We start from the raw sequence: 25,306 nt of genomic DNA on the forward strand, positions 1-25,306 counted from the left end.
TCTTCGTGCCAGGCGCGAGCAGCAACGGGCGCCGGTTGTTGCGGCAGTGCCGGCGCGGCGGGCGCCCGGGCCACGGGCGCGCCGCCGATATTCAGCGGTTCGGGCGGAACGAAGGGTGCCGGGGTGTGCGAGGTGCCGATGATGACGGTGCCCGAGCCGCCGATGACCAGATTGCCGTGGTCGCCGAGGCTGCCCTGGACGACGGCGGGCCTGCCGTTGATCCGCACGTTGGGAATGAGATTGCCCGTCAGGGTGCTGCCGCATGCGGTGGTATCGCCGGCGCGGGCGGCGGGCAGGCCGTCGAAGAAGACGTCGGGCGAGCCGCTGACGATGGGGTTGTCGCCATGCCCGGTCTTCGGGCAGGCAGTGGAGTCGCCGAGGCGGGCGGCGGGTTTGCCGGACATGACCAATCTCCTTATCGGTATGCGAGCCGGCACCTTGCCGCACGGGCGGCGGCGAGCGCAAACGACGTTCGGTTTTTTATGGACTGGTTCGCGGGTTGCGCGCCGGTTGCGCCAGAACTTGCGCAGTCGCGGAATGCAAAAAGCCCCGTACGGTCTTCACCGCCGGGGTTTTATCTTGCCTTTTTCTTGGCCAAGCAAGAAAAAGGGACTCGGCCAGGAAGGCCGAAACCAGAAGTGTCAGCTCACTCGGTAGTCGTCTTGATCTTCAAGGCTCAAGCCCAAATCAAACGGCGGCAACACCCAAACTTGCCAGCCCGGTGTCCAGCCAATAACTGCTCTTCTCATTGCGGCACGTTCACTCCACCGCCCCAACCTGCCCAGGCTGCGCCTGCCAGCCCCCTCCCAACGCCACGAACAGCGCGACCTGCGCCGTGGCCAGTTCGGCGCGTCCCTGTAGCGCCCGTTGCCGCGCCTCGAGGGCGCCGCGCTGGGCGTCCAGTACCTCGCTCAGGTTCGCCTCGCCCAGTTCATAACTGCGCTTCGCCAGCCGGTACGCGCGTTCACGGTGCGCGCGGGTGCGTTCGAGCGAGGCGTGCCGGCGCTGCTGGCCGTCGATGCGGGCCAGGCTTCGCTCGACTTCTTCCAGCGCCTGGGCCAGCGCCTGTTCGAAGGCGACGTAGGCGCCCTCGCCTTCGGCATCGGCCAGTTCGATGGCGGCGAAGCGGCGTGGATAGTCCAGCAGCGGCAGGCCGAAGGTCGCGCCGACCCGGGCAAAGTTCGAGGCGCTGGAGATGGCGTCGCCCAGCGCCAGCCCCGAGCGCCCGACCGCGGCCTGCACCGCCAGGGTCGGAAACAGGTCGCGGCGGGCGGCCAGCGCTTGCAGTTCGGTGGCGTCCAACCGCGCGGCTTCGGCGATCAGGTCCGGGCGGCGCCGCAACAGGTCGATGGGCTGGCCGGGCGGGACCGGCCGCTGCGCCAACGGCACGGGAGCCGCCGCCGCGAGTCGACCAGCGGTGCTGCCCGGTGGCTCGGCGAGCAGGGTGTCCAGGGCCAGCTGCGCCTCGGCCAGGTGAATCTCCAGTTCGTCGAGATCGGCTTGCAGCGCCGCGCGCTCGGCGGACGTCGCCTCGACATCCAGCCGGGTCACCTCACCGGCATGAAAGAGCAGCCCGGCGATGCGCTCCAGCTCGCGCGCCACCTCGATGCCCTCGGCCAGCAAGGCGCGTTGGCCCTGCAGCGCCCGCAGCTGCACATAGCCTTGTGCGGTATTCGACGCTACCGCGAGGCGCGCCGCGACCGCCTGGGCCTGCGCCGAGCGCACCTGCCGGGCAGCGCTGTCGCGGCGTGCGCGGGTGGCGCCGAACAGGTCCAGCTCCCAGGTGGCCTGCAGCGCCAGCTCCCAGCTATCGAAGCTGATCACGTCGTCGTCCGGGATAAAGTCGGCCAACGGACTACCAGATTCGGCCTCCTGGTCGTTCTCGATCCACTGGCGGCTGGCCGAGCCGGGCAGGTCGAAGCTTGGCAGCAGGCCGGCACGTGACTGGCGCAGTTGCGCACGCGCCGTGTCGACCCGCGCCATGGCCAGGCGCACGTCGTGGTTCTGCTGCATGGCGCGGGTGACCAGGGCGCTCAACTGCGGGTCGTCGAACTGGCGCCACCAGTCGGCCAGCGCCGCGGCATCCGCCGCTCGCGTGCCGCTGGCGCCGAACCAGCTGTCCGGCAGCGGCGGCGCGGGGTGTTGCGGCACGCTGGAGCAGCCGGCCAGCGCCAGGGCGAACAGCAGCGGGATGGCCCGCGGCTTGGCGTTCATGCGGTTTCCTCCGGGCGCACCTTCATGAACAGCAGGTACAGACAGGGTACGGCGAGCAGGGTAAGCAGGGTGGCGAAGCCCAGACCGCCCATGATGGTGACCGCCATGTTGGCGAAGAAGGGGTCGACCAGCAGCGGCACCATGCCCAGCACCGTAGTGCCGGCGGCCATCGTCACCGGCCGCAGGCGCGACGCGGACGCTTCGATGATGGCGGTCAGGCGCGGGACCTCGGCATCGATCTGGCGGTCGATCTCGTCCACCAGCACCACGGCGTTCTTGATCAGCATGCCGGTGAGGCTGAGCAGGCCGAGCAGCGCCATGAAGCCGAACGCCTGCCCGGTCAGCAGCAGGCCGAAGCTGACACCGCAGATCGCCATGGGCACCACCGCCCAGATCATCAGCGGCTGGCGCACCCTGGCGAACAGCAGCACGGTGACCAGCACCATCGCCAGATAGGGCACGGCGAGCGTGCTGGCCAGCGCCTGCTGGGCGTCGGACGACTGCTCGTAGTCGCCGCCCCACTTGAGGCTGTAGTCGAGCGGCAGTTCGATGCCTTCGATCAGCGGCCGGATGCGCTGGTGGGCCTGGTCGGTGTTCTCGCCGTCGCGCGGTTCGGCGCGGATGGAAATGGTGCGCGCGCGGTCGTAGCGCACGATGATGCTGTCTTCGCTGGCCGGCTCGATGCCGTCGGCGACCTGCGCCAGGGGCACGTAGCCGCCGTCGGCCGGGCTCCAGATCAGCCGTTGCAGCAGGTCGTCGCTGCCGATGCGGTCTTCGGGGCGGGCGCGCAGCAACACCGGGATCAGTTCGTCGCGTTCGCGCAACAGGCTGACCTGCTGGCCTTCGCTGCCGGCGGCCAGTGCCCGCGCCACCGCCTGGCGGGTCAGCCCGGCATCGGCCAGGCGCTCCAGCGCCAGCTGCGGGCGCAACACCAGCACCGGCTGGCGCCAGTCGTCACGAACGTTGAGCACCTCGCCGCGCTCCTGCAGCCGCTGGCGGCCCTCGGCGGACAGCTGGCGCAGCACGCCGATGTCCGGGCCGCTGATGCGCGCCTCCAGCTTGGCCTCGGCGTTGGGGCCGAACATGAAGCGCGCGGCGGAGACATCGGCCGACGGATAGCGTGGCGGCAGTTCCTGGTTGATCTGGCGGACCAGGCCGTCGATGACGCCGGCATCCTCGCTGCGCACCAGAAAGTGCATCAGCGAGGCGTTCGGCTGCTCGGGCATGTAGGTGAGCATGAAGCGCGAGGCACCGGCGCCGATGAAGCGGGTCACTTCGCTAACCCCGTCCAGCTCGGCCAGATACGCCCCGACATCGGCGGCGGCGCGCTCGGTGTCGCGAATGTGCGTGCCCTGCGGCAGGAACAGGTTGACGTAGAACAGCGGCGTGCTCGACGGCGGAAAGAAGCTCTGCGGCAGGCGGGTGAAGACCACCGCGCTGATCACCGTCAGCACCAGCAGCGCGCCGATGGTCAGCCAGGGCCGGCGCAGCACGCCTCCGGCCAGCCGGCGATAGCGCGCGTACCAGCGGCCGCTGTAGGCCGCGTCGGCGTCCTCGTCGGCGCCGGCCTTGCGCAGCAGGTAGTGGCCGAACAGCGGCACCAGCAGCAGCGCCAGCAGCCAGCTGAGCAGCAGGGATACGGCGATGACGAAGAACAGCGAGAAGAGGAATTCCCCGGTGGTGTCCTGCGACAGGCCGATCCCGGCGAAGGCGAGGATGCCGATGATGGTCGCGCCCAGCAGCGGCCATTGCGTCTGCTGCAGGGTCTGCTGCGATGCTTCGAGAATGCTCTTGCCTTGGCGCTGGCGCACCAGCATGCCGTCGCAGACCACCACCGCGTTGTCCACCAGCATGCCCATGGCGATGATCAGCGCGCCGAGGGATATCCGCTCCAGTTCGATGCCGGCCAGCCACATCACCAGCAGCGTGCCGAGCACGGTGAGAAACAGCACCGCGCCGATGATGATCCCGGCGCGCAGGCCCATGGCGAGGCACAGCACGCCGACGACGATGGCCACCGAGAGGAACACGTTGAGCGCGAAGCTGTTCACCGATTCGTCGACGATGCGGTGCTGCTCGTACAGCGGATGCAGCTCGGCGCCCAGCGGCATGCGCTGCTGCATGGCCTGCAGCGCGGCTTCGACGCTGTGCCCGACCTCGACGATATTCGCCCCCGATATGCCGCTGATGCCCAGCGTCAGGGCCGGCTGGCCGTTGTGGCGGATGATCTGCGGCGGCCGCTCGGCGTAATCGCGCGAGAGCCTGGCGATGGCGCCCAGTTCCACGCGCCGTGGCCCCTGGCCGACCGGCAGCGCACGCAACTGGTCCAGCGAGTCGAAGGCGCCACTGGGGCGCAGGCGCACGAAGAAGTCGCCGGCATTCACCCCGCCAGCGTCGACGGCTGCATCGGTGTCGGCCAGCGCCGCGGCGATCTCGTCCGGTGCCACGCCGAGCGCCGCCAGCTGCGCCTGGTCCACCTCCACCAGGATGCGCTCCTCCTGTACGCCGGCGATTTCCACCTTGCCGACGCCTTCGGTGGTTACCAGCCCGCGGCGCAGGTCCTTGGCCGTTTCATGCAGCTCCTTGAGCGTCAGGCCTTCGCCGGTCAGCGCGTAGAAGATGCCGTAGACGTCGCCGAAATCGTCGTTCACCTGCGGCGGCTCGATGTCGGGCGGCAGGTCGCCCTGGGCATCGTCGATCTTGTTGCGCAGCTCGTCCCAGATCTGTGGCAGCGCATCGCCGGAATAGCGATCCTGCATTTCCACGCGGATCTCGGCGACGCCCGGCATCGAGCGCGAACGGATTTCCTTGACCTGCGCCATCTGCTGGATGGCGCTTTCCAACGGCTCGGTCACTTGCTGCTCGACCTCCAGCGCGGTGGCGCCGGGGTATTGGACGTTGACGATGGCCTGCTTGATGGTGAATTCGGGATCTTCCAGGCGGCCGATCTCGAAGAAGGCGAGCGTGCCGCCGAACAGGCAGGCCAGCACCAGAATCCAGATGTTGACCGGCCGGGTGATGGCGTAACGGGCGAAATCCATCGGCTCAGTTCCGCGTGGTCGGTTCGATCGGCTGGTCCTCGTGGAGCTTGCTGCCGCCGGCGACGATCACCGGCATCCGCGCCCGCAGGGCATCGCCGCGGATCAGCGCCTGGTCGCCGTCGATGCGTTGCAGGCGCACCGGCTGGCGGCGCGCGTGGCCGTTTTCGGCATGCCAGATGAAGTGCGTGCCGTCGCTGTCGGTCTGCACGGCCGCGAGCGGCAGGCGGAACGCGCCGCTGGCCGTCCGCGTGGGCGACGGCCGCTGCAGGCGGATGCGCATGGCCATGCCGGGCAGCAGGTTGTAGCCTTCCGGCGGTTCGCCCTGCAGCACCAGGCGATAGGTGCGGGCGCCCTCGCGGGGCTGGGTGCTGTGCTCCTTGTAGCGCAGCGGCAGGCGCAGCTCGGCGATGACCAGTTCGCCCTCGGCCTCGAGCTCAGGGCCGAGCGGAATGTCCAGCGCAGCGGTTTCCGGCAGGTCGATAGCGACTTCGATGTGGCGGTTGTCCTGCATCTCCAGTACCGGGGTACCAGTTGACACCACCATGTCGGGCTCGACGAGGCGCCGTGCGACCACCCCGTCGAAGGGGGCGTTCAGCGTGCCGTGGTCGAGGTTGCGCCGGGCACTGTCGCGCGCGACGCGGGCGACGACGGTATTGGCCTCCAGCGGCTCGATCGCGGCCGGAGCGAGAATGCCTTCGGCGAGCAGGGTGCGTTTGCGCGCCAGGTCCGCTTCCAGCTGGCGCAAGCGGGCTTCGGTTTCGCGCAGTTGCAACTGGTAGTCGGTGCGGTCGAGTTCGGCCAACGGCTGGCCACGGCGTACATGGCGGCCTTCGTCGACCAGAATGCGTTCGATGCGCCCGGAGACCTCGAAGGACAGCTGCGTGTGGGTGACGCTCTGCACCACGCCGGAGAAGCGCAGCGCCCGGGGCTTCGGCTCGGCCGGCTGCAACGGCGCCACCAGTGCCACACGTGGTGGCGGCGGCGCAGGCTCGGTTTCCGACGAGCAGCCATGCAACAGCGGCAGGATGCAGGCGAGCATCATCAACCAGGATTTGGGCAGCGAGCATGCGGGCGTTGGCGCCATCGGAATTCCTGTCTGGGCTGATGACGACCACGCGGCCGGTCGTCGGGCTTTCAGTAGAGCCCCGGCGCGATCCATGAGTTCGCCACGATGGCGTTGCGAGAATTGTGACTGGCGGTCGACTTTCGTCCGGTCTCTGCCACACTTGAGGGCAGCATCGCTGCGGCTTTTGCGCGCTTGACCGGCGCCGGTTCAGCGGGGATGCTTGCCCGCTTGAACAGGCGGCATCGACACGGGGGAGCACGCAAATGCAAGGCCAGGCACCGGTAATCGACTATCTGAAGGAGCTGCTGCGCGGCGAGCTGGCGGCTCGCGACCAGTATTTCCTGCACTCGCGCATGTACGCCGACTGGGGCTTCACCCAGCTCTACGAGCGCATCAATCACGAGATGGAGGAAGAGACCCAGCACGCCGATGTCCTGCTGACCCGCATTCTCTTCCTCGAAGGCACGCCGGACATGACGCCGGAGCCGATCAACCCGGGCCATACCGTGCCGGAGATGCTGCGCAACGACCTGGCACTGGAATACAAGGTGCGCGCGGCGCTGGCCAAGGGCATCGCCCTGGCCGAACAGCACGGCGACTACGCCACCCGCGACCTGCTGGCCGCCCAGCTCCAGGACACCGAGGAAGACCATGCCTACTGGCTGGAGCAGCAGCTCGGCCTGATCGACCGCATCGGCCTGCAGAACTACCTGCAATCCCAGGCGAGCTGATCCGGGAAGCCGCGTAGCTTGGGTGGGGCCGCCGAGGTGGGGCCGCCGAGGTGGGGCCGCCGAGGTGGGGCGCGGCGAAGCCCAGCGAGCGGGGTGCCGGGGCCGCACATTCGTCACGTCATTGGTCTCTGGACGTGCCGAAGATCATCCTGGCCTCGGCATGAGTTGGGCTTCGTCGCTGCGCTCCTCAGGCTACGCGCCCCGGCCCAACGCGCTGATCCGTTTCGCCCATCGAGAAGGGAAAGCATCGTCCCGGGCTGGCCTTCCCTCTGAAGCGGCTAGACCCGGAAACGGCTCACCAATGTCTGCAGCTGGCTGCCCAGGCGCGCCAGCTCGACGCTGGACGCGGCGGTTTCCTCGCTGGCAGCAGCGGTCTGTTCCGCAACGTCGCGCACGTTCACCACGCTGCGGCTGATCTCCTCGGCGACTGCGCTCTGCTCTTCGGCGGCGGTGGCGATCTGCTGGTTCATCGCCTGGATGTTGGACACGGTGCGGGTGATGCTGGCCAGTGATGTGCCCGCGCGACGCGCCAGCTCGACACTGCTGTCGGTGAGGCTGCGGCTGCTTTGCATGATGGCCGCTACCTGCTGTGTGCCGCCGTGCAGGGCGCTTACCAGTTGTTCGATTTCCTCGGTGGATTTCTGCGTGCGCTGCGCCAGGCCGCGCACTTCATCGGCCACCACGGCGAAACCACGACCGGCCTCACCGGCACGCGCTGCCTCGATTGCGGCATTCAGCGCCAGCAGGTTGGTCTGTTCAGCCACGGCACGAATGACGTTCATCACGCTGCCGATCTTGTCGCTGTCGCTTTGCAGCTCCGTCATCGCTTCCGAGGAGCGGATGACTTCATTGGCCATGCGCTCGATTTGCGTGACCACTTCAGCGACGACGCGGTCGCCGTCGCGGGCTTCGATATCCGCTTCTGTGGCGGCCTGCGCCGCCTGTTCAGCATTTCGCGCGACCTCGTGGACTGTCGCCGACATCTCATGCATGGCGGTGGCGACCTGATCGGTTTCCTCTTTCTGGCTATTGACGCCGGAGCTGGTCTGCATCGTGACCGCAGACAGCTCCTCGGCGGCGCTGCTGATCTGGCTCACTCCGTCGCGAATACCGCCGATCAGCTCGCGCAGGGTCGCGCCCATCTGTTGAATGCCCTGCTGCAGAATGCCTAGCTCATCGCGACGGGTGATTTGCGCGGTGGCGGTCAGATCGCCGGAGGCAATGCGTTCGACGTCCGCCAGGGTCGCCTTTAGCGGCAGGGTGATCTGACGGGTGATCAGCCATGCGGCCAGCACGCCGAGCAGCAGAGCCAGTATGGCGCTGAGCATCAGGCGATTGCCTGCTTCGTTGCTCTCGATATCCAGCCGTTCCAGTTGATACGCATACAGGGCGTTGCCCACGCGCAGGATCTCGGTCTGATGGTCGATCATTCCCTGACGCGCCTCGGCAATCGCCAGGGTCGCTGCTTCGAGCGATTCGATCGCCGTACGGTATTGACCGAGGATCGAACGGATCTGTTGGGCGGCGTCCCGGTTGGCGAAGTCGAGAACGCTGTTATGCCTGTTCAGCGTGGCCAGGGCCACATCGAGCTGCGCATACACGGACTGGGCGTTCTGCGGAGTCGATGTGGCCATGTAGATACGCAGCAAATACTGCGCCTGCTTGAGCGCTTCTTTGATTTCGGTGATGGCGCGGTACTGCGCGAAGCGCTGGTCATTGTCCTCGGCCAACTGCAGGACCCGTGCGCTAACGTCAACGGCGAGTTCACCGAGCCGGGCGGCATTGTCTTCGATGGTCGTGGTGGCCCCACTGGCTAGGGCATAACCCTGGCGCATGTCCTCCAGCGAGCGACGGAACAACTCATTGTAGCCAGCCTGCTCCTTGAGCATGGCGACGTTTACCGGGTTCTTGAAGGTGTTGAGCAGCTTGGTCTGTTCCGACAGGTAGGTAGCTAGCGTGTCATCCAGACGCTCGGTGGTTTTCGCGTCACCTTTGGCCAGCATGAATTGCAGGCGTGCGATACGCAGATCCGTCAGCTTGTTGTTGAGCTGTGTTATTTGAGTCATCCAGCCGCTGCGCTGGATCACGCTGCCGAGGCTGACCCAGCCATTCCAGGCGAGGACGAGGGTCAGGACCAGGACGGCGCCGAAACCCAGCGCGAGCTTGCTGCTGACGCCAATGCTTGCAAACCATCTGTTCATGGCAGCTCCAGAAAATGAGGCGGAAAAATGAAGGGGAATTCGGGCGGCACCGGCCAAGCGCGGGCCGCCCGTTCGTGTCAGTCGCTCGCTGTCGGCCTTAGGTCCCGGGGCTTGAGGCGCACCGGCGATTTCCTGCCGCCCAGCCGACGAGCTGCATGGCGGCGCTCACTGCGCGGTCATGAGCGCCCCGCCGCCCCCACGTTGGGTCGGGGCGCACAGCGGCGAAGCCAACTCGCACCGAAGCGCTGGTCCGATAACCCACTCGTTGGGCTTCGCTTCGCTCAACCCAACGGCTCGTCATGACATCCAGCCACGGTGCTCCCGGGCCCGGCGGTGCGCGAAGCGCACCCGGAAAAACCCCGTGCAGCGGTAATTTTCGTCCCAGGACCTCAGTCCACCGAGGCTTCGGCAGCGGCCGTCGGCTGCGGGGCTGGCATATCGAGTTGCAGCTGCTGGTGGGTCGCCGCACGTATGCGCGCGGTGAGTTCGGCGTCGTCGTTCAGGGCCAGCCCGTAGGACGGGAAAATCGTCTTCAGGCGGGCTTGCCACTGCGGCGACTCGATCCGCTCCTTGAAGGTGGTCTCGAGCAGGGTCAGCATGATCGGCGCGGCGGTCGAGGCGCCGGGCGAGGCGCCCAGGAGCGCGGCGATGCTGCCATCGGCCGAACTGACGACCTCGGTGCCGAACTGCAGCACACCGCCCTTTTGCGGATCGTTCTTGATGATCTGGACCCGCTGGCCGGCGGTGATCAGCTCCCAGTCGGCCGCATCGGCCTGAGGGAAGTAGTCGCGCAGCACCTCGATGCGGTCTTCCTGGCTGAGCAACAGCTGGCCGACCAGATACTTGCTCAGGTCGAAGTTGTCCAGGCCGGCCTGCATCATCGGCAGTGCGTTGTCGGTGCTCAGGGAGCCGGGCAGATCCATCAGCGAGCCGTTCTTCAGGAACTTGCTGGAGAAGGTGGCGAACGGGCCGAACAGCAGCACCGTCTCGCCGCCGATCACGCGGGTATCCAGGTGCGGGACGGACATCGGCGGCGAGCCGACCGAGGCCAGTCCGTAGACCTTGGCCTGGTGCTGCGCCACCACTTCGGGGTTGCGGGTCATCAGGAACTGGCCGCCGACGGGGAAGCCGGCGTAGCCCTTGGCCTCCGGAATATCGGTCATCTGTAGCAGCTTCAGCGCGCCGCCGCCGGCACCGATGAAGACGAAGCGGGCCTTGACACTGCTCTGCGCCTCGCCGTTGGCGAGATCGGCGGCGGTCACGGTCCAGGTGCCGTCCTCGTTGCGCACGATGTCACGAACCTCGTGCTGCAGATGCAGTTTGACCTGCTCGTTCTCGTCCAGGGCGCCGAACAGTTGCCGGGTGACCTCGCCGAAGTTCACGTCGGTGCCGAGCGGCATGCGTGTCGCGGCGACGTGCTGGGCCTGGTCGCGGCCGTTCATCACCAGCGGAATCCACTCGGCGATCCGCTGCGAGTCCTCGGAAAACTCCATGCCGCGGAACAGCGGGCTTTGTTGCAGGGCCTCGTGGCGCTTGCGCAGGAACTCGATGTTGTCCTCGCCCCAGACGAAGCTCATGTGCGGGACGCTGTTGATGAAGCGCCGTGGCTCGTGCAGCACGCCGCGCTCGACCTGATGGGCCCAGAACTGCTTGGATATCTCGAACGACTCGGCAATGCTCACCGCCTTGCTGATGTCGATGCTGCCGTCGGCTTTCTGCGGGGTGTAGTTCAGTTCGCAGAATGCCGAATGACCGGTGCCGGCGTTGTTCCAGGCGTTGGAGCTTTCCTCGGCGATGGCGGGCAGGCGCTCGTAGATGTCGATCGTCCAGCCCGGTTCGAGCTCGTGCAGGTAGGTGCCCAGGGTCGCGCTCATGATGCCGCCGCCGATCAGCAGGACATCGACGGTCTTCTCGGGCTCGTTGGGTTTGGAGCAGGCGATCAGGCCGAAGCAGCAGATCGCCAGTAGCAGTTTTTTCATCGAAGGTTCTATTGCCTGATAACGAAGATTGCTTGAATGCATGCCTGAACGCCGGAATGGCCGTGCTGGAGCAATGGCAAGGCGGCCAGCTCGGGTCCGGTGAGTGCTCGGATGCATGTGAAGGGCCTTGGAAGGCTGGATTGGTCGGCGCTGCAAGGAGCGGGACCGGCATGGACGGCGTGGCGCCCCGTGGGGGACCGCGCCATGCGAGGGCGCGCAGTCTATTCGGCCGGGCGGCTCATCGCAATGCCGATGTGCAGGGCGAAGCCGGCCGGCGGCGGCATTCAGTCATCGGCGCCGTGGTCCCCTGCGCAGCAGCCCGACTCCAGGCCCCGCAGGATCGGGCAGTCCGGCCGTTCGTCGCCTTGGCAGTGGCCGACCAGTTCGCGCAGGGTATCGCGCAGGCCGACCAGCTCGGCGATTTTGCGCTCGAGGTCGTCGATATGCGCCTCGGCCAGCGCCTTCACGTCGGCGCTGGCACGTTGGCGGTCCTGCCAGAGGGCCAGCAGGCGGCTCACTTCGTCCAGCGAGAAACCCATGTCCCGCGCGCGCTTGATGAACGCCAACTGGTGGAGGTCCTTGTCGCCGTAGCGGCGGTAGCCGTTGGCGCCACGCCCGGCCGGCGCCAGCAGGCCGATGGTTTCGTAATAGCGGATCATTTTCGCGGTGAGGCCGCTGTGCCTGGCGGCTTGGCCGATATTCATGGCGTGTCCTCGTTCAGTCTTGCGGTTTCCAGGTCTTGAGCAGCAGCGCGTTGCTCACCACGCTGACGCTGGACAAGGCCATCGCTGCGCCGGCGACCACCGGGCTGAGGAAGCCGAAGGCCGCCAGCGGGATGCCCACCAGGTTGTAGATGAAGGCCCAGAACAGGTTCTGCTGGATCTTGCGGTAGGTGCGCCGGCTGATTTCCAGCGCTGCGGGCACCAGCCGCGGGTCGCCGCGCATCAGGGTGATGCCGGCGGCGTGCATGGCCACGTCGGTGCCGCCGCCCATGGCGATGCCGACATCCGCCGCAGCCAGCGCCGGGGCGTCGTTGATGCCGTCGCCGACCATCGCCACCACCGCACCGCCCTGCTTCAGTGCGGCGACGGTGGCGGCCTTGTCCGCCGGCAGCACCTCGGCATGCACGTCGTCGATGTGCAACGCCTCGGCCACCACGCGGGCGCTGCCGCGGTTGTCGCCGGTGATCAGGTGGCTGCGGATGTGCCGGGCATCGAGCGCGGCGATGGCTTCGGCGGCGCCGTCCTTGAGGCTGTCGCCGAAGGCGAACAGGCCGAGCACGCGCGGCTGCGGGGCGGTTTCCACCAGCCAGGAGAGCGTGCGGCCCTCGGCTTCCCAGGCCGGCGCGGTGTCGGCCAGGCCGCCCGGCTGCAGGCCGTTGTCGACGAGGATGCGACGGTTGCCCAGCGCCAGTTGCCGGCCGCCCAGGCTGCCGGCGATGCCGCGGCCGGTGAGCGACTGGCTGTTCTCCACGTCTGGCACCTGCAGGCCGAGCGCCTCGCAGCGCTCCAGCACCGCCCGCGCCAGCGGATGCTCGCTGCCACGCTGCAGCGCGCCGGCCAGGCGCAGCAGCAGGGATTCGTCGCCGTCCACGGCATGCAGGTGGATGATCTGCGGCTTGCCCGAGGTGAGCGTGCCGGTCTTGTCGAACGCCACGGCGTTCACCGCATGGGCCACTTCCAGTGCTTCGGCGTCCTTGATCAGGATGCCATGCCGTGCGGCCACGCCAGTGCCGGCCATGATCGCCGCCGGGGTGGCCAGGCCGAGGGCGCAGGGGCAGGCGATGACCAGCACGGCGACGGCGTTGATCAGCGCGACCTGAGCCGGCGCACCGGCCAGCAGCCAGCCGATCAGGGTGAACATGGCGATCACCAGCACCGCCGGGACGAACACCTGGCTGACCTTGTCCACCAGTTTCTGGATCGGCGCCTTGGCCGCCTGCGCGTCTTCCACCAGGCGGATGATCCGCGCCAGCACGGTTTCGCCGCCCAGCGCGGTAGTGCGCACCAGCAGACGGCCTTCGCCGTTGATGGCACCGCCGGTGATGCGGTCGCCCGGTGCCTTGTTCACCGGCAGGCTCTCGCCGCTGATCAGCGCCTCGTCGGCCTGGCTTTCGCCTTCGAGCACTTCGCCGTCCACCGGAAAACGCTCGCCGGGCTTGACCAGCACCAGGTCGTCGAGGCGCAGGGCGGCAATGGCGACGTCTTCCTCACGGCCATCGACCAGCCGCGTGGCGCGCTCCGGGCGCAGCGCTTCGAGCGCCCGAATGGCGGCGCTGGTCTGGCGCTTGGCGCGGCTTTCCAGGTACTTGCCGAGTAATACCAGGGCGATCACCACCGCCGAGGCTTCAAAATACAGGTGCGGCATCTGCCCGGCCGGTGTCGCCCACCATTGGTAGAGGCTCAGGCCGTAGCCGGCGCTGGTGCCGATGGCCACCAGCAGGTCCATGTTGCCGGCGCCGGCGCGCACCGCCTTCCAACCGGCGACGTAGAAGCGTGCGCCGAGCACGAACTGCACCGGTGTGGCGAGCAGGAACTGTATCCAGGGCGGCAGCATCCAGTGTCCGCCGAACAGCTCGGCGAACATCGGCAGCACCAGCGGGGCGGCCAGCAACAGGCCGGCGATGACCGTTCGGCGTTCGCGGCGCAGGCGTCGTTCGGCGTCGTCCGCTTGCGGTGCTGCGCCGCCGCTCGACGTGGCGTGGTAACCGGCGTTCTCGACGGCCTGGATCAACGCCGCCGGTTCCACTGCGCCGAGCACCTCGACATGGGCACGCTCGCTGGCCAGGTTCACCGAGGCGCTGCGCACGCCGGGCTCCTTGAGCAGGGCGCGTTCGACACGGCCGACGCAACTGGCGCAGGTCATGCCGTCGATGGCCAGTTCGAGGCTCTGCACGGGCACCCCGTAGCCGGCCTTTTCCACCGCCTGGATCAGCTCGGCGAGGTCCGCTGCGCCCGCGTCGATACGGACCTGCTCGTTGGCCAGGTTGACGCTCGCCGCCTCCACGCCCGGGACTTTCAGCAGGGCGCGCTCGACGCGACCGGCGCAGCTGGCGCAGGTCATGCCGCTGACCGGCAGGGTATAGGTGGCGCTGGACATGGTGCGATGCACTCCTGGATGGCGATGCGATGAGAATCGACCTTAACCCTATGTAAAGGTCAAGCCCTTGACCTGCGACAGTCGAACCCATTGACCTTGCCAGGGTGGCAAGGTCGAGAATCGGCGCTCCAACAGCTAAGGAGAGAAGCGATGCAAGTATTCAACGTGACGGGCATGACCTGCGGTCATTGCGAGCGTGCGGTGATCCAGGCGCTCCAGGCGCTGGACCCGGCGGCGAAGGTGGAAGTGGATCTGGCTGCGGGCACGGTGCGGGTCGACAGCACGCTGGACGGGCAGGCAATCCGTGATGCGATCGTGCAGGAGGGCTATCAGGTTCAATGAGGCAGGACGGGCCGTAGCCGTCAGGGATGGGGCTCGCCCCGATCGTCCGGCCAGTCGCGTACCAGGCCGCGAAACAGCGGATCGATCAGGGCGCGGGCTTCGGTCTGCGCCGCGAACAGCTGCGGGTCGCGTGTCCAGTCGGTGAACAGCCCGACCATCAACGCATGCAACGACCGCGCGGCCAGTCGAGGCGTGACTCCAGGGCGCAAGTGATCGGCGGCGTTCTGCAGCAGCTTCTCGCACATGTCGATGAACTGGTTGATGAAGGCATCGTGCCGCTCCTCGGCGTCGCGCAGCTCTTCGGTGAATTCGCAGCGATGCAGCAGGATGGTGAAGATGCGCCGCTTCTGTTCGTTGCTGGCGAGGGCGGCGATGGCCTCGATGCTCAGGTCGCGCAAGGCGATCAGCGCCTGCAGTGGCTGTTGTCGATCGCACGTGCAGAGCCGCTCGGCCATCTGTTCGGGGGGCAGGCGAACCTGGTCGAGCATCTCGTGAAACAGATGGGCCTTGTTCTGGAAATGCCAATACACCGCGCCGCGGGTCACGCCGGCGTCGCGGGCGATCTGGTCGAGACTGGTGTGGGCCACGCCCTTGTCCAGGAACAGCCGCTCGGCGGATGCGAGGATGGCGGCGCGGGTCTTCTCGGCTTCTTCTTTGGTTCGGCGCATGGCAGATTCGGGCAGGTAGCTGCTTCAGGGCTTCCAGTAGCGAGGGGCTGGCCAGTGTAATGGCGCGACTCGTCGCGTTGGAGGTTTACAATCGGTTGTGTATGTAACAGCATCTTGCACTCCTGTAAATGTCCGGGGTCTGCATTCGAGCCGGCTCGAATGACATCGGCACCCTGTCTCCCCTTTGCTTGTGAGCCTCTGATGCAGTTGCGGATTCTCCTCATACTGGGCGCGCTCAGCGCCTTCGGCCCCCTGGCCATCGACATGTATCTGCCGGCGTTCCCGATGCTGGCGCGGCATTTCGCGACCAGCGTCGACCACGTGCAACTTTCGCTGGCGGCCTATTTCATCGGCCTGGCGATTGGCCAGCTGGCCTACGGACCGCTGGCCGATCGCTACGGCCGGCGCGGGCCGCTGCTGGTCGGCGTGGTGCTGTTCACCCTGGCGTCGCTGGCGAGCGCCTTCGCACCGTCGATGGACTGGCTGATCGGTGTTCGTTTCGTTCAGGCTCTGGGCGGCTGCGCCGGGATGGTGGTGGCGCGCGCGGTGGTGCGCGATCTCTGCGACCCGATGACCAGTGCGAAAGTGTTCTCGCAGTTGATGCTGGTGATGGGGCTGGCGCCGATCCTTGCCCCCCTCGGGGGCGGTGCGCTGCTGGCGGCGTTCGGCTGGCCCTCGATCTTCATCGCGCTGACGCTGTTCAGCGCCGCTTGCCTGATCGCCGTGGCGCTGTGGCTGCCCGAAACCTATCCGGCCGGGCTCGCGCGACAGCCCATTTCCGGCGCCCTGGGCCAGTATCGGCGCCTGTTCCAGGACCGCTTCTTCCTTGGTCACGTGCTCACCGGCGCGCTGTGCATGGGCGGGATGTTCGCCTACATCGCCGGCTCGCCGTTCGTGTTCATCGAACTGTATGGCGTACCCGCCGAGCATTTCGGCTGGTTGTTCGGCATCAATGCCGCCGGTTTCATCCTGATGGCCCAGGTCAACGTGCGGCTGGTGCGCTGGCGCGGTCCGGAATTCTGGGTACGGCGCTGGGTGTGGTTCTTCTTCCTCAGCGCGCTGGTGCTGCTGGCCGTCGCCGCGGCGCGACCGGTGGCGCTGTGGCCGTTGCTGATCCCGCTGTTCTGTTGCGTGGCCTGCCTCGGTTGCCTGATGCCCAACGCTACGGCCTGCGCCATGGCCGATCAGCGCGCCAACGCCGGCAGTGCCTCGGCATTGCTCGGCAGCCTGCAGTTCGGCGTGGCCGCGGCGGCCGCTTCGGCGGTTGGCGCGCTGCACAACGGCACGGCGGTGCCGCTGGCGGCGATCATCAGTCTGTGCGGGCTGCTGGCGACGGTCGTCGCCTATGGCACGGCACGCGCCAGCACGGAATGAGGCGGCTCAGGCGCTGACCGGCAGCGGGTGCGGCGCTTTCAGACGCTGGCGCAGGGTGTCGACGAAGGCCTTGGCCTCGGCTTCATTGCGGAAGGTGACATTGTGGCGGTCGAGACGCACCTGCCAGGCGCTGTCGGGGAAGGGCGTCAAAGGGCGGACGAGAATGTTCATGGCGATCACCTCGTGGAAAAGGAAAGCCCAGTCTAGTCGAGACCGGGCCTTGCGCTTTTGATGGGTATCAATACCCGCCGACCGCTTCAGAGCCTGTTCTGATGCCGCAGGGCCGGCGCGCAGCCGATCGTCGGCAGGTTCTCAGTACGCCAGGCGCGCATCCAGGCTGTTCTGCGCCAGGCGCCGGGCCTGCGCCTCGGTCATCCCCAGGCTTTCGTGCAGGGCCATGAAGTTCTCCGTGACGTAGCCGCCGAAATAGGCCGGGTCGTCGGAATTCACCGTGACCTTCACGCCCAGTTCCAGCAGCTGGAGGATGTTGTGCTGACGCATGTCGGCGAACACCTTGAGCTTGGTGTTGGACAGCGGGCAGACGGTCAGCGGTATCTGTTCCTCGACCAGCCGGGCGATCAGCCTGGGGTCCTCGGCGGCGCGCACGCCGTGGTCGATGCGGCTGACCTTGAGCAGGTCCAGCGCCTGCCAGATGTAATCCGGCGGGCCTTCCTCGCCGGCATGGGCGACGGTGAGCAAGCCTTCGGCGCGCGCCTTGTCGAAGACCCGCTGGAACTTGCTCGGCGGATGACCGACCTCGGAGCTGTCCAGGCCCACGGCGAAGAAGGCATTGCGATAAGGCATGGCCTGTTCCAGCGTCCTGAAGGCGTCCTCTTCCGGCAGATGGCGCAGGAAGCTGAGGATCAGCCCGCTGCTGATGCCGAGCAACTCGCGGCCGTCGGCCAGCGCCGCGCTGATGCCGTTGAGCGCCGCTTCGAACGGCACGCCGCGATCGGTATGCGTCTGTGGATCGAAGAACGGCTCGGTGTGGATAACGTTCTGTTCCTCGCATTTCTGCAGGTAGGCCCAGGTCAGGTCGTAGAAGTCCTGCTCGCTGCGCAGCACGTCGGCGCCGCGGTAGTAGAGGTCGAGGAATTCCTGCAGGTTGTTGAAGGCATAGGCCTCGCGCAGGGTTTCCACGTCCTTCCAGGGCAGGGTGACCTTGTTGCGCTCGGCCAGGCTGAACAGCAGCTCGGGTTCCAGCGAGCCTTCGAGATGCAAGTGCAATTCGGCCTTGGGCAGATTGTTGAGCGATTCGTACATTGCTGGATTCTCGTCGTCCGGGTATGGGGCATTCTAGCCAGGGGCTGCAGCAACGGATATGCCAGTCTTGCGGTGGAAGGTGCTTGTACTCCTATGCTGTTGCCCTTCGATGACGAGCCGGTGATTGGCGATAAATTGACCAGTGCCCTGCAGCCCACTGCTGACGGGCTCCGCCGCGTTTGTTCCCGACCTTATCCACAAAGTTCTCCACGCCATTCGGGCATAACTTACAGACCTGACGAACAGGAGGGATGGCCATCCTTAATTATCGGACTGATGAGTCAAAAAGCACTTGATTCAATGGTTTAAGGTCCTACGCGGGCGCGTGATGGGGTGATTGCTCAAAAAATGAGCAGTGCCTTCGGGGCCGCACGGACCCAGCGTTGCAGCATGGCATCCAGAGGTTATCCACAGCGGCGCCCACAGTATCTGTGGGCAACGGAAACTCTCTCTCCCATAGCCTGTTGCGGGCGCGGTTTGGGCGCGTAGCCTGAGGAGCGAAGCGACACGTTCCGTGGCTGAGCCTGTTGGGCTTCGCTGCGCTCAGCGCCAACCTACCGGGCCGATCACCTGGGTGTGGCGGTCAAGGAGGCGGTTCATTCGTCCAGCACGTCCAGCTGGCTGCGACCTCGGCTGATGTCGGCGAGCAGCCGCTCGAGGGGCTGCAGGCTGGCGGCGGGCAGGGCGATATCCAGGGTGGCGCCTTCGGCATCGAAGCGTTCGCCTTCGAGCAGCGCCTCGAAGTCCGCCAGGCGTGCCTTGAGCAAGGCCAACTCGGCGAACCGGCAGTGGCAGCGGCAGCGCGAGCGCGCCACCAGCTCGGTGCGCTCGCCGGCCTGCAGGCATTTCGCCGTGGTGCCACCATAGGCGCGCGCCAAGCCGCCGGTGCCGAGCTTGATACCGCCGAACCAGCGGATCACCACCACCGCCACCCGATCGAAATCCTGCCCTTCGATGGCCGTCAGCATCGGTCGACCGGCGGTGCCGCCCGGCTCGCCATCGTCGCTGAAACGGTACTGGTTGCCGATCTTCCAGGCCCAGCAGTTGTGCGTGGCGCTGGGGTCGCTGACCGCCTGGATGAATGCCAGCGCTTCGTCGGCGCTCGATACGGGGGCCGCCTTGGCGAGAAAACGGCTCTTGCTGATGACTTCCAGCAATTCACAGGACGTGGCGAGGGTGAAGGGCATGGCGAGTCTGGCGCAGGCGGGCATGAGTGGGGTGGCCATTGTAGCGGCCCGGGTGCGGCAGCGCTGCCTGTGCCATCCGGCGAACGGGCTGAACTTCGCGGGCGGCGCGCGCCCTACTGAGTAAGGCGCGGTCTACGCGTGGTCGTGACGAAGGACCGCGATACCGCATTTCGCTGCATCCAACGGAGGAAATCCCATGCTCAATCCCAGCTACCAGTCGTGCATCCAGGCCTGCTCCAGCTGTGCGCTGGTCTGCGAGACCTGCGCGGCGTCCTGCCTGCGCGAGGACGACGTGAAGATGATGGCCCGCTGCATCCAGCTCGACCGTGATTGCGCCGACATGTGCGCCATCGCGGCGGTGCTGATGACCCGGGACAGTGACTACGCCAAGGCTTTGTGCAAACTTTGTGCGCAGGTCTGCCGGGACTGTGCCGAGGAGTGCGGCCGGCATTCGCACGATCATTGCCAGGCGTGCGCGCAGGCCTGCCGCCAGTGCGCCGAGGAATGCGAGCGGATGGCGGCCTGATGGCCGCGGGACGGCGCACTGACAGGTTTCGGTGGGCTGAAGCCCACCCTGCTACTGGCGCTCGCCCTCCGGGCCGGCCTTCGGCTGTTGCTCCCGTTGGTTGTTGCGCCTTGCCCTGGCTGCCTCGCCGACGTTTTTCAACGGCCTGCTAGCCGGCGCTCGAAAGCCCGTGATAGTTGCGGCCGAAGTAGACCAGGGCGTCGGCGCTGTCGCGCTGGCGCACGGCCAGCACCTCGCAATAGAGGATGTCGTGGGTACCGACGCTGGCGCTATGGCTGATGCGGCAATCGAAGGATACTGCCGCGCCGTCGAGCAGTGGCGCGCCGGTGACGCCGACGCTCCACTCGGCGGCGGCGAAGCGTTCGGCCATGGGCGTCTTGCCGCCGAACAGGCTGGACAGTTCGCGTTGGTCGCTGGCCAGGGTATTCACGCACAGGTGGGCGTTGGCGGTGACCATCGGATGCACCGAGGCCGCGCGATTGAGGCACACCAGCAACGTCGGCGGATCGTCGGTGACGCTGCATACCGCCGTGGCGGTGAAGCCGACGCGGCCGTGCGGGCCGTCGCTGGTGATCACGTTGACCGCCGCGGCCAGGTGCGCCATGGCATCGCGGTAGTCCTGCCTGATCACCGGGGGTATGAGTTCGCTAGCGGGTTCGCATTGAGCCAGTTGCATGGTCGGTTCTCCATCAGGCGAGGACGCAGGCCCGCTCGAAGGGCAGGCGTGGCAGGCGATCGCGCAGCTTGCTGGCGTCGCCATAGCCGAGGTTGATCAGCAGGTTGGATTTCCAGGTGGTGCCGGCGAAGAAGGCTTCGTCCAGGGCCTTGGCGTCGAAGCCGGACATCGGCCCGGTGTCCAGCCCCAGCGCGCGCGCGGCGAGGATCAGGTAGCCAGCCTGCAGCGAGCTGTTGCGCAGCGCGTTCTCGCTGATCAGCGCCGGCTGGCCGGCGTACCAGCTGCGCGCGTCGGCGTGCGGGAACAGTTCCGGCAGGGTTTCGGGGAAATCCTCGTCGTAGGCGACGATCACCGTCACCGGCGCGGCCATGGTCTTGTCCAGGTTGCCCTTGGACAGGCAGGGCGCGAGCTTCTGCTTGCCCGCGGGCGTGCGCACGAAGACGAAGCGTGCCGGGCAGCTGTTCACCGCGGTCGGGCCGAGACGCACGAGGTCGTAGAGTTCGTGCAGCAGGGCGTCGGGTACCGGCTTGTCCAGCCAGGCGCTGTGGGTGCGGGCTTCGTTGAACAGGCTGGCGAGCGCGCGTGGATCGAGGGGAGTGGTCATGTTCGGTTTCCTCAGGCTGCCGTCGCCGCCTGGTCGCGCATCTGCGCCAGGTGCTCCAGCAGGAGTCGGTTGAAGGGTGCGCTGTCGCTGACGCTGGAGGCGTGGCCGCCATACTCCAGCAGTTGCAGGCGTGCGTTGGGCAGGCGCTCGGCCAGATGCCGGGAGCGTTGCCAGGGCACCAGCATATCGTCACGGTTGGCGATCAGCAGGGTCGGCGTGGAAATGCGCGACAGTTCGGCCTCGATATCGAAGGCGAGCAGCGCCTCGATGCGCCGCACCAGATTCGTCGTCGGCGGGAAATGCGCCAGGGCATGGGCATCGTCGCGCGCCAGCCGCTCGCCGTTGGCGGCGATCCAGTCCGCGGGGTAGAGGAACAGCGATTGCGCCTGCACGTAGGCGGCCGGGCCGCTGTCGCGCAGCAGGTTCAGGCGCACGGCGAAGCAGCGGGCGCTGTGCGGGTTGGGGCTGCTCCAGGCATTGATCGGGACCAGGCTCTGCAAGAGCTGCGGGCGCAGCAGGGCGATCTGCAGGCCTACCAGCCCGCCGAGGGCATGGCCGATGAAATGGCAGCGACGGATGCCGAGGGTATCCAGCAATTCCAGCAGCTCGACCGCCATGGAACCGATGGAGTAGCCCGCCGGCAGGTTCGCCGGGCTGCGGCCGGTGCCGCGCTGGTCGTAGACCAGCACCCGGTAGTCCTGTGTCAGCGCCGGCAATTGCGGCGTCCAGAACGCCGCCGCGCCGCCGAGCCCGGAGCTGAGCACCAGGGTGGGGGCGTCCGGCTCCATGCGGCCGTGAAGTTCATAGTGCATGTCGTAACCTCCAACGATGAGGTGGCGCCGTCCTGTAGGGCGGGTGAAACCCGCCGGCATTGGGCCGAAACGGCAACCGGCGGGTTGCAATCCGCCCTACGGTGCGCCGGGCCGATCACCTGCCCACGTGGGCGATGCTGGCGATCTCGATCAGCGCGTCGGGCTTCACCAGGCCGCACTGGATGCAATAGCGCGCCGGTTTCTCGCCGGGGAAGTACTCGGCGTAGACCTCGTTGACCTTGGCGTAGTTGGCCCAGTCGGTGAGCATGATCATGTTGAAGGTGACGTCGTCCATGCTGCCGCCGGCGGCCTCGACGACGCCCTTGATGGTTTCCAGCACGTGACGAGTCTGCGCGGCGGCGTCGCCGACGTGGACCACGTTGTTGTCCTTGTCGAACGGCAGGGTGCCGGAGACGTAGACCACGCCGTCGGCCATGGAACCCGGCACGTAGGGGGCGAGGGGTTTGCCGGAGCCGGCGGGGATGATCGATTGCTTGGGCATGTCGGTGATTCCTTGCAAGGCGAATGAGCCGCAGCGAGGCGGCGATTTATCGTTCTGGTCAGCGCGTCGTGACGGTGGCCTCGGCCGGGGCGAAGGTGCTGCAGAAATCCGCCACGCTGGAGACCCAGCCGAAGAACGTCTCGATGTTGTACAGCGCCGCCTGCTGGGCGAACGCGGGGCCGGCCTGGTGGGTGGCATCGGCCAGCACCACGCCGAAATATTCCAGGTGGAAGCCGTCGCGCAGGGTCGACTCGACGCAGACATTGGTGGCGATGCCGGTGAACACCAGGTTGCGGATACCGCGGGCGCGCAGGGTGCTGTCCAGCTGCGAGTTGAAGAACCCGCTGTAGCGCGGCTTGGGCACGACGATATCGCCCGGCTGCGGCTTGAGTTCATCTACCAGTTGGTAGTCCCAGCCGCCCTTGGCCAGCAGCGTGCCAGCCAGCTCCGGGCGCTGGCGCATGGTCTTCAGCGCATTGGACTTGTGCCAGTTCGGGGAGCCCGGGCCGCCGGCCTCGACGTAGCGGTCGTCCCAGCCGTTCTGCAGGAAGATCACCTGGATGCCGGCGGCGCGGGCTGCCGCGATGGCCTGCTGGATTTTCTCGATCACGGGCCCGGTGGTCGACACGTCGAAACCGGCCAGGTCCAGATAGCCGCCCTTGGTGGAATAGGCGTTCTGCATATCGACCACGATCAGCGCGGTCTCGCTGGCCTTCAGCGCCAGCGGCTCGGGGCGCGCCGGCAGCTTCAGCGTGGCGCCGGTCGGGGCCAGGCCGTAGCCGGAAAAGTGTTCGGCGGCGTTCATCAGGCGGACTCCTGCAGCGCGGTGACGTGCCGGCGGCTGTGCATCAGCGGCTGGATCTTCTGGCCGAACGCTTCGACGCCCTCGAGGAAATCGTCGAAGGTCAGCATTACGCCCTGCATGCCGGGCACCGTGGCGATTTCGTCGAGCATCCTCGCCACGTTGGCGTAGGAGCCGACCAGGGTGCCCATGTTGATGTTCACCGCCGAGGTCGGGTCGGCCATCTGCCGCACGTTGGTGTCGCTGCCGGAGGTCTTGTCCGCCGCGCCCTGCTCGCCCAGCCAGGCGATGGCGTCCTGGTCGGCGCCGGCCTTGTAGTGTTCCCACTTGGCGCGGGCGGCTTCGTCGGTCTCGTCGGCGATCACCATGAACAGCACGCAGGAGGTGACGCTGCGGCCGGTCTTCTCGGTGGCCTTGAGCAGGCGCTCGGTGGCCGGGGCGAAGGCGGTCGGGGTATTGACGCCTTTGCCGAAGCAGAAGTTGTAGTCGGCGTACTGTGCCGAGAAGGCCATGCCGGCATCCGACGAGCCGGCGCAGATGATCTTCATGTCCGCCTGCGGCTTAGGGCTGACGCGGCAGTCCTCCATCTGGAAGTGCTCGCCCTTGAAGTCGCTGCGGCCGGTTTCCCAGAGGTCGCGCAGCACCTGGGCGTATTCGCCGAGGTACTGGTAACGGGTGCCGAAGAACTCGTCGCCCGGCCACATGCCCATTTGCGTGTATTCCGGCTTCTGCCAGCCGGTGACCAGGTTGACGCCGAAGCGCCCGCCGGAGATCGAGTCGATGGTCGCGGCCATGCGCGCGACGATGGCCGGCGGCAGCGTCAGGGTGGCAGCGGTGGCGAACAACTGGATCTTGCTGGTGACGGCGGCGAGGCCCGCCATCAGGGTGAAGGACTCCAGGTTGTGCTCCCAGAATTCGGTCTTGCCGCCGAAACCGCGCAGTTTGATCATTGACAGCGCGAAATCGAAACCGTAGCCCTCGGCCTTCTGCACGATGGCCTTGTTGAGTTCGAAGGTCGGCATGTACTGCGGCGCGTTCTCGGAAATGAGCCAGCCGTTGTTGCCGATCGGGATGAAAACACCAACATCCATGGGAAGCACCTCTGTACGCAATGGCTAGAAAGCGCTGCCCGAACGTGACGGGCAGAGTCAATGGTGCTTTAGCAGGAAGCAGGCCATAAATAGATTATTCTTTTAAATCAATATGATAGGTGATTTGTGTGATTCGTTATGGACCATTTGGTCCGAATCGGAGCACCTGGTTTGTGCGTGCTGCACGAAGATCGTGCAAAACGTGCGGGCGCTTGGGTCGGCGTCGCCGTTCGTGCGCAGTGGCCTCGTCGCGCGCTACAGTAGCGGCTCGTTCGAGCCCAGCCGGTAATCCCGTGACAGACCAGCCCCCCGTACCGCCCCGCAAGCGCCTCACCGCCAGCAAGACGCCCCGGAACAAGGGCGCAGCCCGCGAGCCGAGCGCCAGTGCGCAGAACCGCCGTTTGCGCATGATCGAAAGCAAGCGCGCCACGATCCTGCAGGCCGCGCTCGATCTGTTCTCCCGTTTCGGCCTGCACGGCACCAGCCTCGACCAGGTGGCGACCCAGGCGGACGTATCCAAGACCAACCTGCTGTACTACTTCGGCAGCAAGGAAGAACTCTACGTCAACGTCCTGCGCCAGCTGCTGGACGTCTGGCTGCAACCGCTGCAGGCCTTCAGCGCCGAGCAGGACCCGGTCGAAGCCATCGGTGACTATCTGCGGGTGAAGCTCGAACTGTCCCGCGACCACCCCGCCGAATCGCGGCTGTTCTGCATGGAGATCATGCAGGGCGCGCCGTTGCTGCTGGGCGAACTGCAACAACCCCTGCACGACCTCGTCGAGAACAAGGTGGCGGTGATCCAGGCCTGGATCGACGCCGGCAAACTCGCCGCCATCGAGCCGCACCACCTGATCTTCTCCCTCTGGGCCACCACCCAGCACTACGCCGATTTCCGCGTGCAGGTCGAGGCCGTCGCCGGCAAGACATTGGACGATCCGGCGTTCTTCGAAGAAGCACTGCAGAGTTTGCAGTCACTGATACTCGACGGGATTCGGCCGCGCTAGGTGGGGTCTTCAAGGCAATGCGCGATAGGCGGATAATCGGGGCATGGCTAAGAGAGTGATGAAATAGGAACTTATTTTTAATAGCCATTCCAATCTGGCATTCCTGCCTAAAAACAAACGAGCC

23 protein-coding genes are annotated in these 25,306 nt (G+C 66.7%); 5 read left to right on the forward strand and 18 right to left on the reverse strand.

What is annotated here, in order from left to right:
• The 4 genes from IN820_RS10940 to IN820_RS10955 all read right to left on the reverse strand — a co-directional run.
• Positions 1–404 (reverse strand): PAAR domain-containing protein (locus IN820_RS10940; protein ID WP_193681011.1); only part of this gene is annotated, 404 nt, incomplete at its 3' end.
• Positions 405–759: 355 nt separating this feature from the next.
• Positions 760–2,214: an efflux transporter outer membrane subunit gene (locus IN820_RS10945; protein WP_193681012.1), complete on the reverse strand. Its 1,455-nt coding sequence runs from the start codon at positions 2,212–2,214 to the stop codon at positions 760–762.
• Positions 2,211–5,255: an efflux RND transporter permease subunit gene (locus IN820_RS10950; RefSeq protein ID WP_193681013.1), complete on the reverse strand. Its 3,045-nt coding sequence runs from the start codon at positions 5,253–5,255 to the stop codon at positions 2,211–2,213. The genes IN820_RS10945 and IN820_RS10950 overlap by 4 nt, the downstream gene beginning before the upstream one ends.
• Before the next feature lie 4 nt (positions 5,256–5,259).
• The gene (locus tag IN820_RS10955) at positions 5,260–6,339 is read right to left on the reverse strand and encodes an efflux RND transporter periplasmic adaptor subunit (RefSeq protein ID WP_193681014.1); all 1,080 of its coding nucleotides are present in this window, start codon (positions 6,337–6,339) and stop codon (positions 5,260–5,262) included.
• A 245-nt stretch (positions 6,340–6,584) separates the two neighbouring features.
• Between IN820_RS10955 and bfr the strand changes: the two genes are divergently transcribed.
• Positions 6,585–7,052: a bacterioferritin gene (gene bfr / locus IN820_RS10960; RefSeq protein WP_193681015.1), complete on the forward strand. Its 468-nt coding sequence runs from the start codon at positions 6,585–6,587 to the stop codon at positions 7,050–7,052.
• A 278-nt stretch (positions 7,053–7,330) separates the two neighbouring features.
• Here bfr and IN820_RS10965 read toward each other — a convergent pair whose 3' ends face one another.
• The 4 genes from IN820_RS10965 to IN820_RS10980 form a co-directional block, all read right to left on the reverse strand.
• Complete coding sequence (locus tag IN820_RS10965) at positions 7,331–9,253, reverse strand: HAMP domain-containing methyl-accepting chemotaxis protein (RefSeq protein ID WP_193681037.1); 1,923 nt, start codon at positions 9,251–9,253, stop codon at positions 7,331–7,333.
• 389 nt (positions 9,254–9,642) lie between these two features.
• Positions 9,643–11,232 (reverse strand): malate:quinone oxidoreductase, encoded by a 1,590-nt coding sequence (locus tag IN820_RS10970; RefSeq protein WP_193681016.1) that lies wholly within the window; start codon positions 11,230–11,232, stop codon positions 9,643–9,645.
• Positions 11,233–11,516: 284 nt separating this feature from the next.
• Positions 11,517–11,936, reverse strand: coding sequence for a Cu(I)-responsive transcriptional regulator (cueR, locus tag IN820_RS10975; protein WP_193681017.1), 420 nt, complete (start codon positions 11,934–11,936; stop codon positions 11,517–11,519).
• Positions 11,937–11,949: 13 nt separating this feature from the next.
• Positions 11,950–14,331, reverse strand: a complete 2,382-nt coding sequence (locus IN820_RS10980) for a heavy metal translocating P-type ATPase (RefSeq protein WP_193681018.1) — start codon at positions 14,329–14,331, stop codon at positions 11,950–11,952.
• A gap of 150 nt (positions 14,332–14,481) precedes the next feature.
• Between IN820_RS10980 and IN820_RS10985 the strand changes: the two genes are divergently transcribed.
• Entirely contained in the window at positions 14,482–14,673 is a 192-nt protein-coding gene (locus IN820_RS10985; RefSeq protein WP_193681019.1) for a heavy-metal-associated domain-containing protein, read from the forward strand.
• Positions 14,674–14,693: 20 nt separating this feature from the next.
• On the opposite strand, the gene IN820_RS10990 is transcribed toward IN820_RS10985, so the two are convergent.
• Positions 14,694–15,341 carry a TetR family transcriptional regulator gene (locus tag IN820_RS10990; protein ID WP_193681020.1) on the reverse strand — a complete coding sequence of 216 codons (648 nt, stop codon included), beginning with the start codon at positions 15,339–15,341 and terminating at the stop codon, positions 14,694–14,696.
• 201 nt (positions 15,342–15,542) lie between these two features.
• On the opposite strand from IN820_RS10990, the gene IN820_RS10995 reads away from it, so the two are divergent.
• Positions 15,543–16,715, forward strand: a complete 1,173-nt coding sequence (locus IN820_RS10995) for a multidrug effflux MFS transporter (RefSeq protein WP_193681021.1) — start codon at positions 15,543–15,545, stop codon at positions 16,713–16,715.
• Positions 16,716–16,721: 6 nt separating this feature from the next.
• On the opposite strand, the gene IN820_RS11000 is transcribed toward IN820_RS10995, so the two are convergent.
• The 3 genes from IN820_RS11000 to IN820_RS11010 form a co-directional block, all read right to left on the reverse strand.
• Positions 16,722–16,886: a hypothetical protein gene (locus tag IN820_RS11000; RefSeq protein WP_193681022.1), complete on the reverse strand. Its 165-nt coding sequence runs from the start codon at positions 16,884–16,886 to the stop codon at positions 16,722–16,724.
• Positions 16,887–17,027: 141 nt separating this feature from the next.
• The gene (locus tag IN820_RS11005) at positions 17,028–17,978 is read right to left on the reverse strand and encodes an adenosine deaminase (protein ID WP_193681023.1); all 951 of its coding nucleotides are present in this window, start codon (positions 17,976–17,978) and stop codon (positions 17,028–17,030) included.
• A gap of 596 nt (positions 17,979–18,574) precedes the next feature.
• Complete coding sequence (locus tag IN820_RS11010) at positions 18,575–19,165, reverse strand: IMPACT family protein (RefSeq protein ID WP_193681038.1); 591 nt, start codon at positions 19,163–19,165, stop codon at positions 18,575–18,577.
• A gap of 196 nt (positions 19,166–19,361) precedes the next feature.
• Between IN820_RS11010 and IN820_RS11015 the strand changes: the two genes are divergently transcribed.
• Positions 19,362–19,691 (forward strand): four-helix bundle copper-binding protein, encoded by a 330-nt coding sequence (locus IN820_RS11015; protein ID WP_193681024.1) that lies wholly within the window; start codon positions 19,362–19,364, stop codon positions 19,689–19,691.
• Between the two features lie 148 nt (positions 19,692–19,839).
• Here IN820_RS11015 and rutF read toward each other — a convergent pair whose 3' ends face one another.
• The 6 genes from rutF to rutA all read right to left on the reverse strand — a co-directional run bounded on the left by rutF (position 19,840) and on the right by rutA (position 24,178).
• On the reverse strand, positions 19,840–20,367 hold the full coding sequence (rutF, locus tag IN820_RS11020) for an NADH-dependent FMN reductase RutF (RefSeq protein ID WP_193681025.1): 528 nt from the start codon (positions 20,365–20,367) through the stop codon (positions 19,840–19,842).
• A 13-nt stretch (positions 20,368–20,380) separates the two neighbouring features.
• Positions 20,381–20,971 carry a malonic semialdehyde reductase gene (locus tag IN820_RS11025; RefSeq protein ID WP_193681026.1) on the reverse strand — a complete coding sequence of 197 codons (591 nt, stop codon included), beginning with the start codon at positions 20,969–20,971 and terminating at the stop codon, positions 20,381–20,383.
• Between the two features lie 11 nt (positions 20,972–20,982).
• Positions 20,983–21,783 carry a pyrimidine utilization protein D gene (gene rutD, locus IN820_RS11030; protein ID WP_193681027.1) on the reverse strand — a complete coding sequence of 267 codons (801 nt, stop codon included), beginning with the start codon at positions 21,781–21,783 and terminating at the stop codon, positions 20,983–20,985.
• A 115-nt stretch (positions 21,784–21,898) separates the two neighbouring features.
• A complete protein-coding gene (gene rutC, locus IN820_RS11035) occupies positions 21,899–22,285 on the reverse strand; it encodes a pyrimidine utilization protein C (RefSeq protein WP_193681028.1) in 387 nt (128 codons plus the stop codon).
• 58 nt (positions 22,286–22,343) lie between these two features.
• Complete coding sequence (gene rutB / locus IN820_RS11040; RefSeq protein WP_193681029.1) at positions 22,344–23,090, reverse strand: pyrimidine utilization protein B; 747 nt, start codon at positions 23,088–23,090, stop codon at positions 22,344–22,346.
• Entirely contained in the window at positions 23,090–24,178 is a 1,089-nt protein-coding gene (gene rutA, locus IN820_RS11045; RefSeq protein ID WP_193681030.1) for a pyrimidine utilization protein A, read from the reverse strand. Before rutA ends, rutB begins: the two co-directional genes overlap by 1 nt.
• Positions 24,179–24,471: 293 nt before the next feature.
• Here rutA and rutR point away from each other — a divergent pair, with 293 nt between their 5' ends.
• Positions 24,472–25,182: an HTH-type transcriptional regulator RutR gene (gene rutR / locus IN820_RS11050; RefSeq protein WP_193681031.1), complete on the forward strand. Its 711-nt coding sequence runs from the start codon at positions 24,472–24,474 to the stop codon at positions 25,180–25,182.
• Positions 25,183–25,306 lie beyond the last annotated feature (124 nt).

The organism is Pseudomonas lopnurensis, assembly GCF_015070855.1.
In the GTDB taxonomy this organism is placed as follows: Bacteria; Pseudomonadota; Gammaproteobacteria; order Pseudomonadales; family Pseudomonadaceae; genus Stutzerimonas; species Stutzerimonas lopnurensis.

Coding starts and splice junctions, on each gene's coding strand:
- IN820_RS10965 (WP_193681037.1), bottom strand. CDS start 9,253: ATGAACAGATGGTTTGCAAGCATTGGCGTCAGCAGCAAGCTCGCGCTG.
- rutF (WP_193681025.1), bottom strand. CDS start 20,367: ATGCAACTGGCTCAATGCGAACCCGCTAGCGAACTCATACCCCCGGTG.
- rutA (WP_193681030.1), bottom strand. CDS start 24,178: ATGGATGTTGGTGTTTTCATCCCGATCGGCAACAACGGCTGGCTCATT.
- rutC (WP_193681028.1), bottom strand. CDS start 22,285: ATGCCCAAGCAATCGATCATCCCCGCCGGCTCCGGCAAACCCCTCGCC.
- IN820_RS10950 (WP_193681013.1), bottom strand. CDS start 5,255: ATGGATTTCGCCCGTTACGCCATCACCCGGCCGGTCAACATCTGGATT.
- IN820_RS10985 (WP_193681019.1), top strand. CDS start 14,482: ATGCAAGTATTCAACGTGACGGGCATGACCTGCGGTCATTGCGAGCGT.
- IN820_RS10945 (WP_193681012.1), bottom strand. CDS start 2,214: ATGAACGCCAAGCCGCGGGCCATCCCGCTGCTGTTCGCCCTGGCGCTG.
- IN820_RS10980 (WP_193681018.1), bottom strand. CDS start 14,331: ATGTCCAGCGCCACCTATACCCTGCCGGTCAGCGGCATGACCTGCGCC.
- IN820_RS11025 (WP_193681026.1), bottom strand. CDS start 20,971: ATGACCACTCCCCTCGATCCACGCGCGCTCGCCAGCCTGTTCAACGAA.
- IN820_RS11005 (WP_193681023.1), bottom strand. CDS start 17,978: ATGTACGAATCGCTCAACAATCTGCCCAAGGCCGAATTGCACTTGCAT.
- IN820_RS10955 (WP_193681014.1), bottom strand. CDS start 6,339: ATGGCGCCAACGCCCGCATGCTCGCTGCCCAAATCCTGGTTGATGATG.
- cueR (WP_193681017.1), bottom strand. CDS start 11,936: ATGAATATCGGCCAAGCCGCCAGGCACAGCGGCCTCACCGCGAAAATG.
- IN820_RS11010 (WP_193681038.1), bottom strand. CDS start 19,165: ATGCCCTTCACCCTCGCCACGTCCTGTGAATTGCTGGAAGTCATCAGC.
- IN820_RS10970 (WP_193681016.1), bottom strand. CDS start 11,232: ATGAAAAAACTGCTACTGGCGATCTGCTGCTTCGGCCTGATCGCCTGC.
- bfr (WP_193681015.1), top strand. CDS start 6,585: ATGCAAGGCCAGGCACCGGTAATCGACTATCTGAAGGAGCTGCTGCGC.
- IN820_RS11015 (WP_193681024.1), top strand. CDS start 19,362: ATGCTCAATCCCAGCTACCAGTCGTGCATCCAGGCCTGCTCCAGCTGT.
- IN820_RS10995 (WP_193681021.1), top strand. CDS start 15,543: ATGCAGTTGCGGATTCTCCTCATACTGGGCGCGCTCAGCGCCTTCGGC.
- rutB (WP_193681029.1), bottom strand. CDS start 23,090: ATGAACGCCGCCGAACACTTTTCCGGCTACGGCCTGGCCCCGACCGGC.
- IN820_RS10990 (WP_193681020.1), bottom strand. CDS start 15,341: ATGCGCCGAACCAAAGAAGAAGCCGAGAAGACCCGCGCCGCCATCCTC.
- rutD (WP_193681027.1), bottom strand. CDS start 21,783: ATGCACTATGAACTTCACGGCCGCATGGAGCCGGACGCCCCCACCCTG.
- IN820_RS11000 (WP_193681022.1), bottom strand. CDS start 16,886: ATGAACATTCTCGTCCGCCCTTTGACGCCCTTCCCCGACAGCGCCTGG.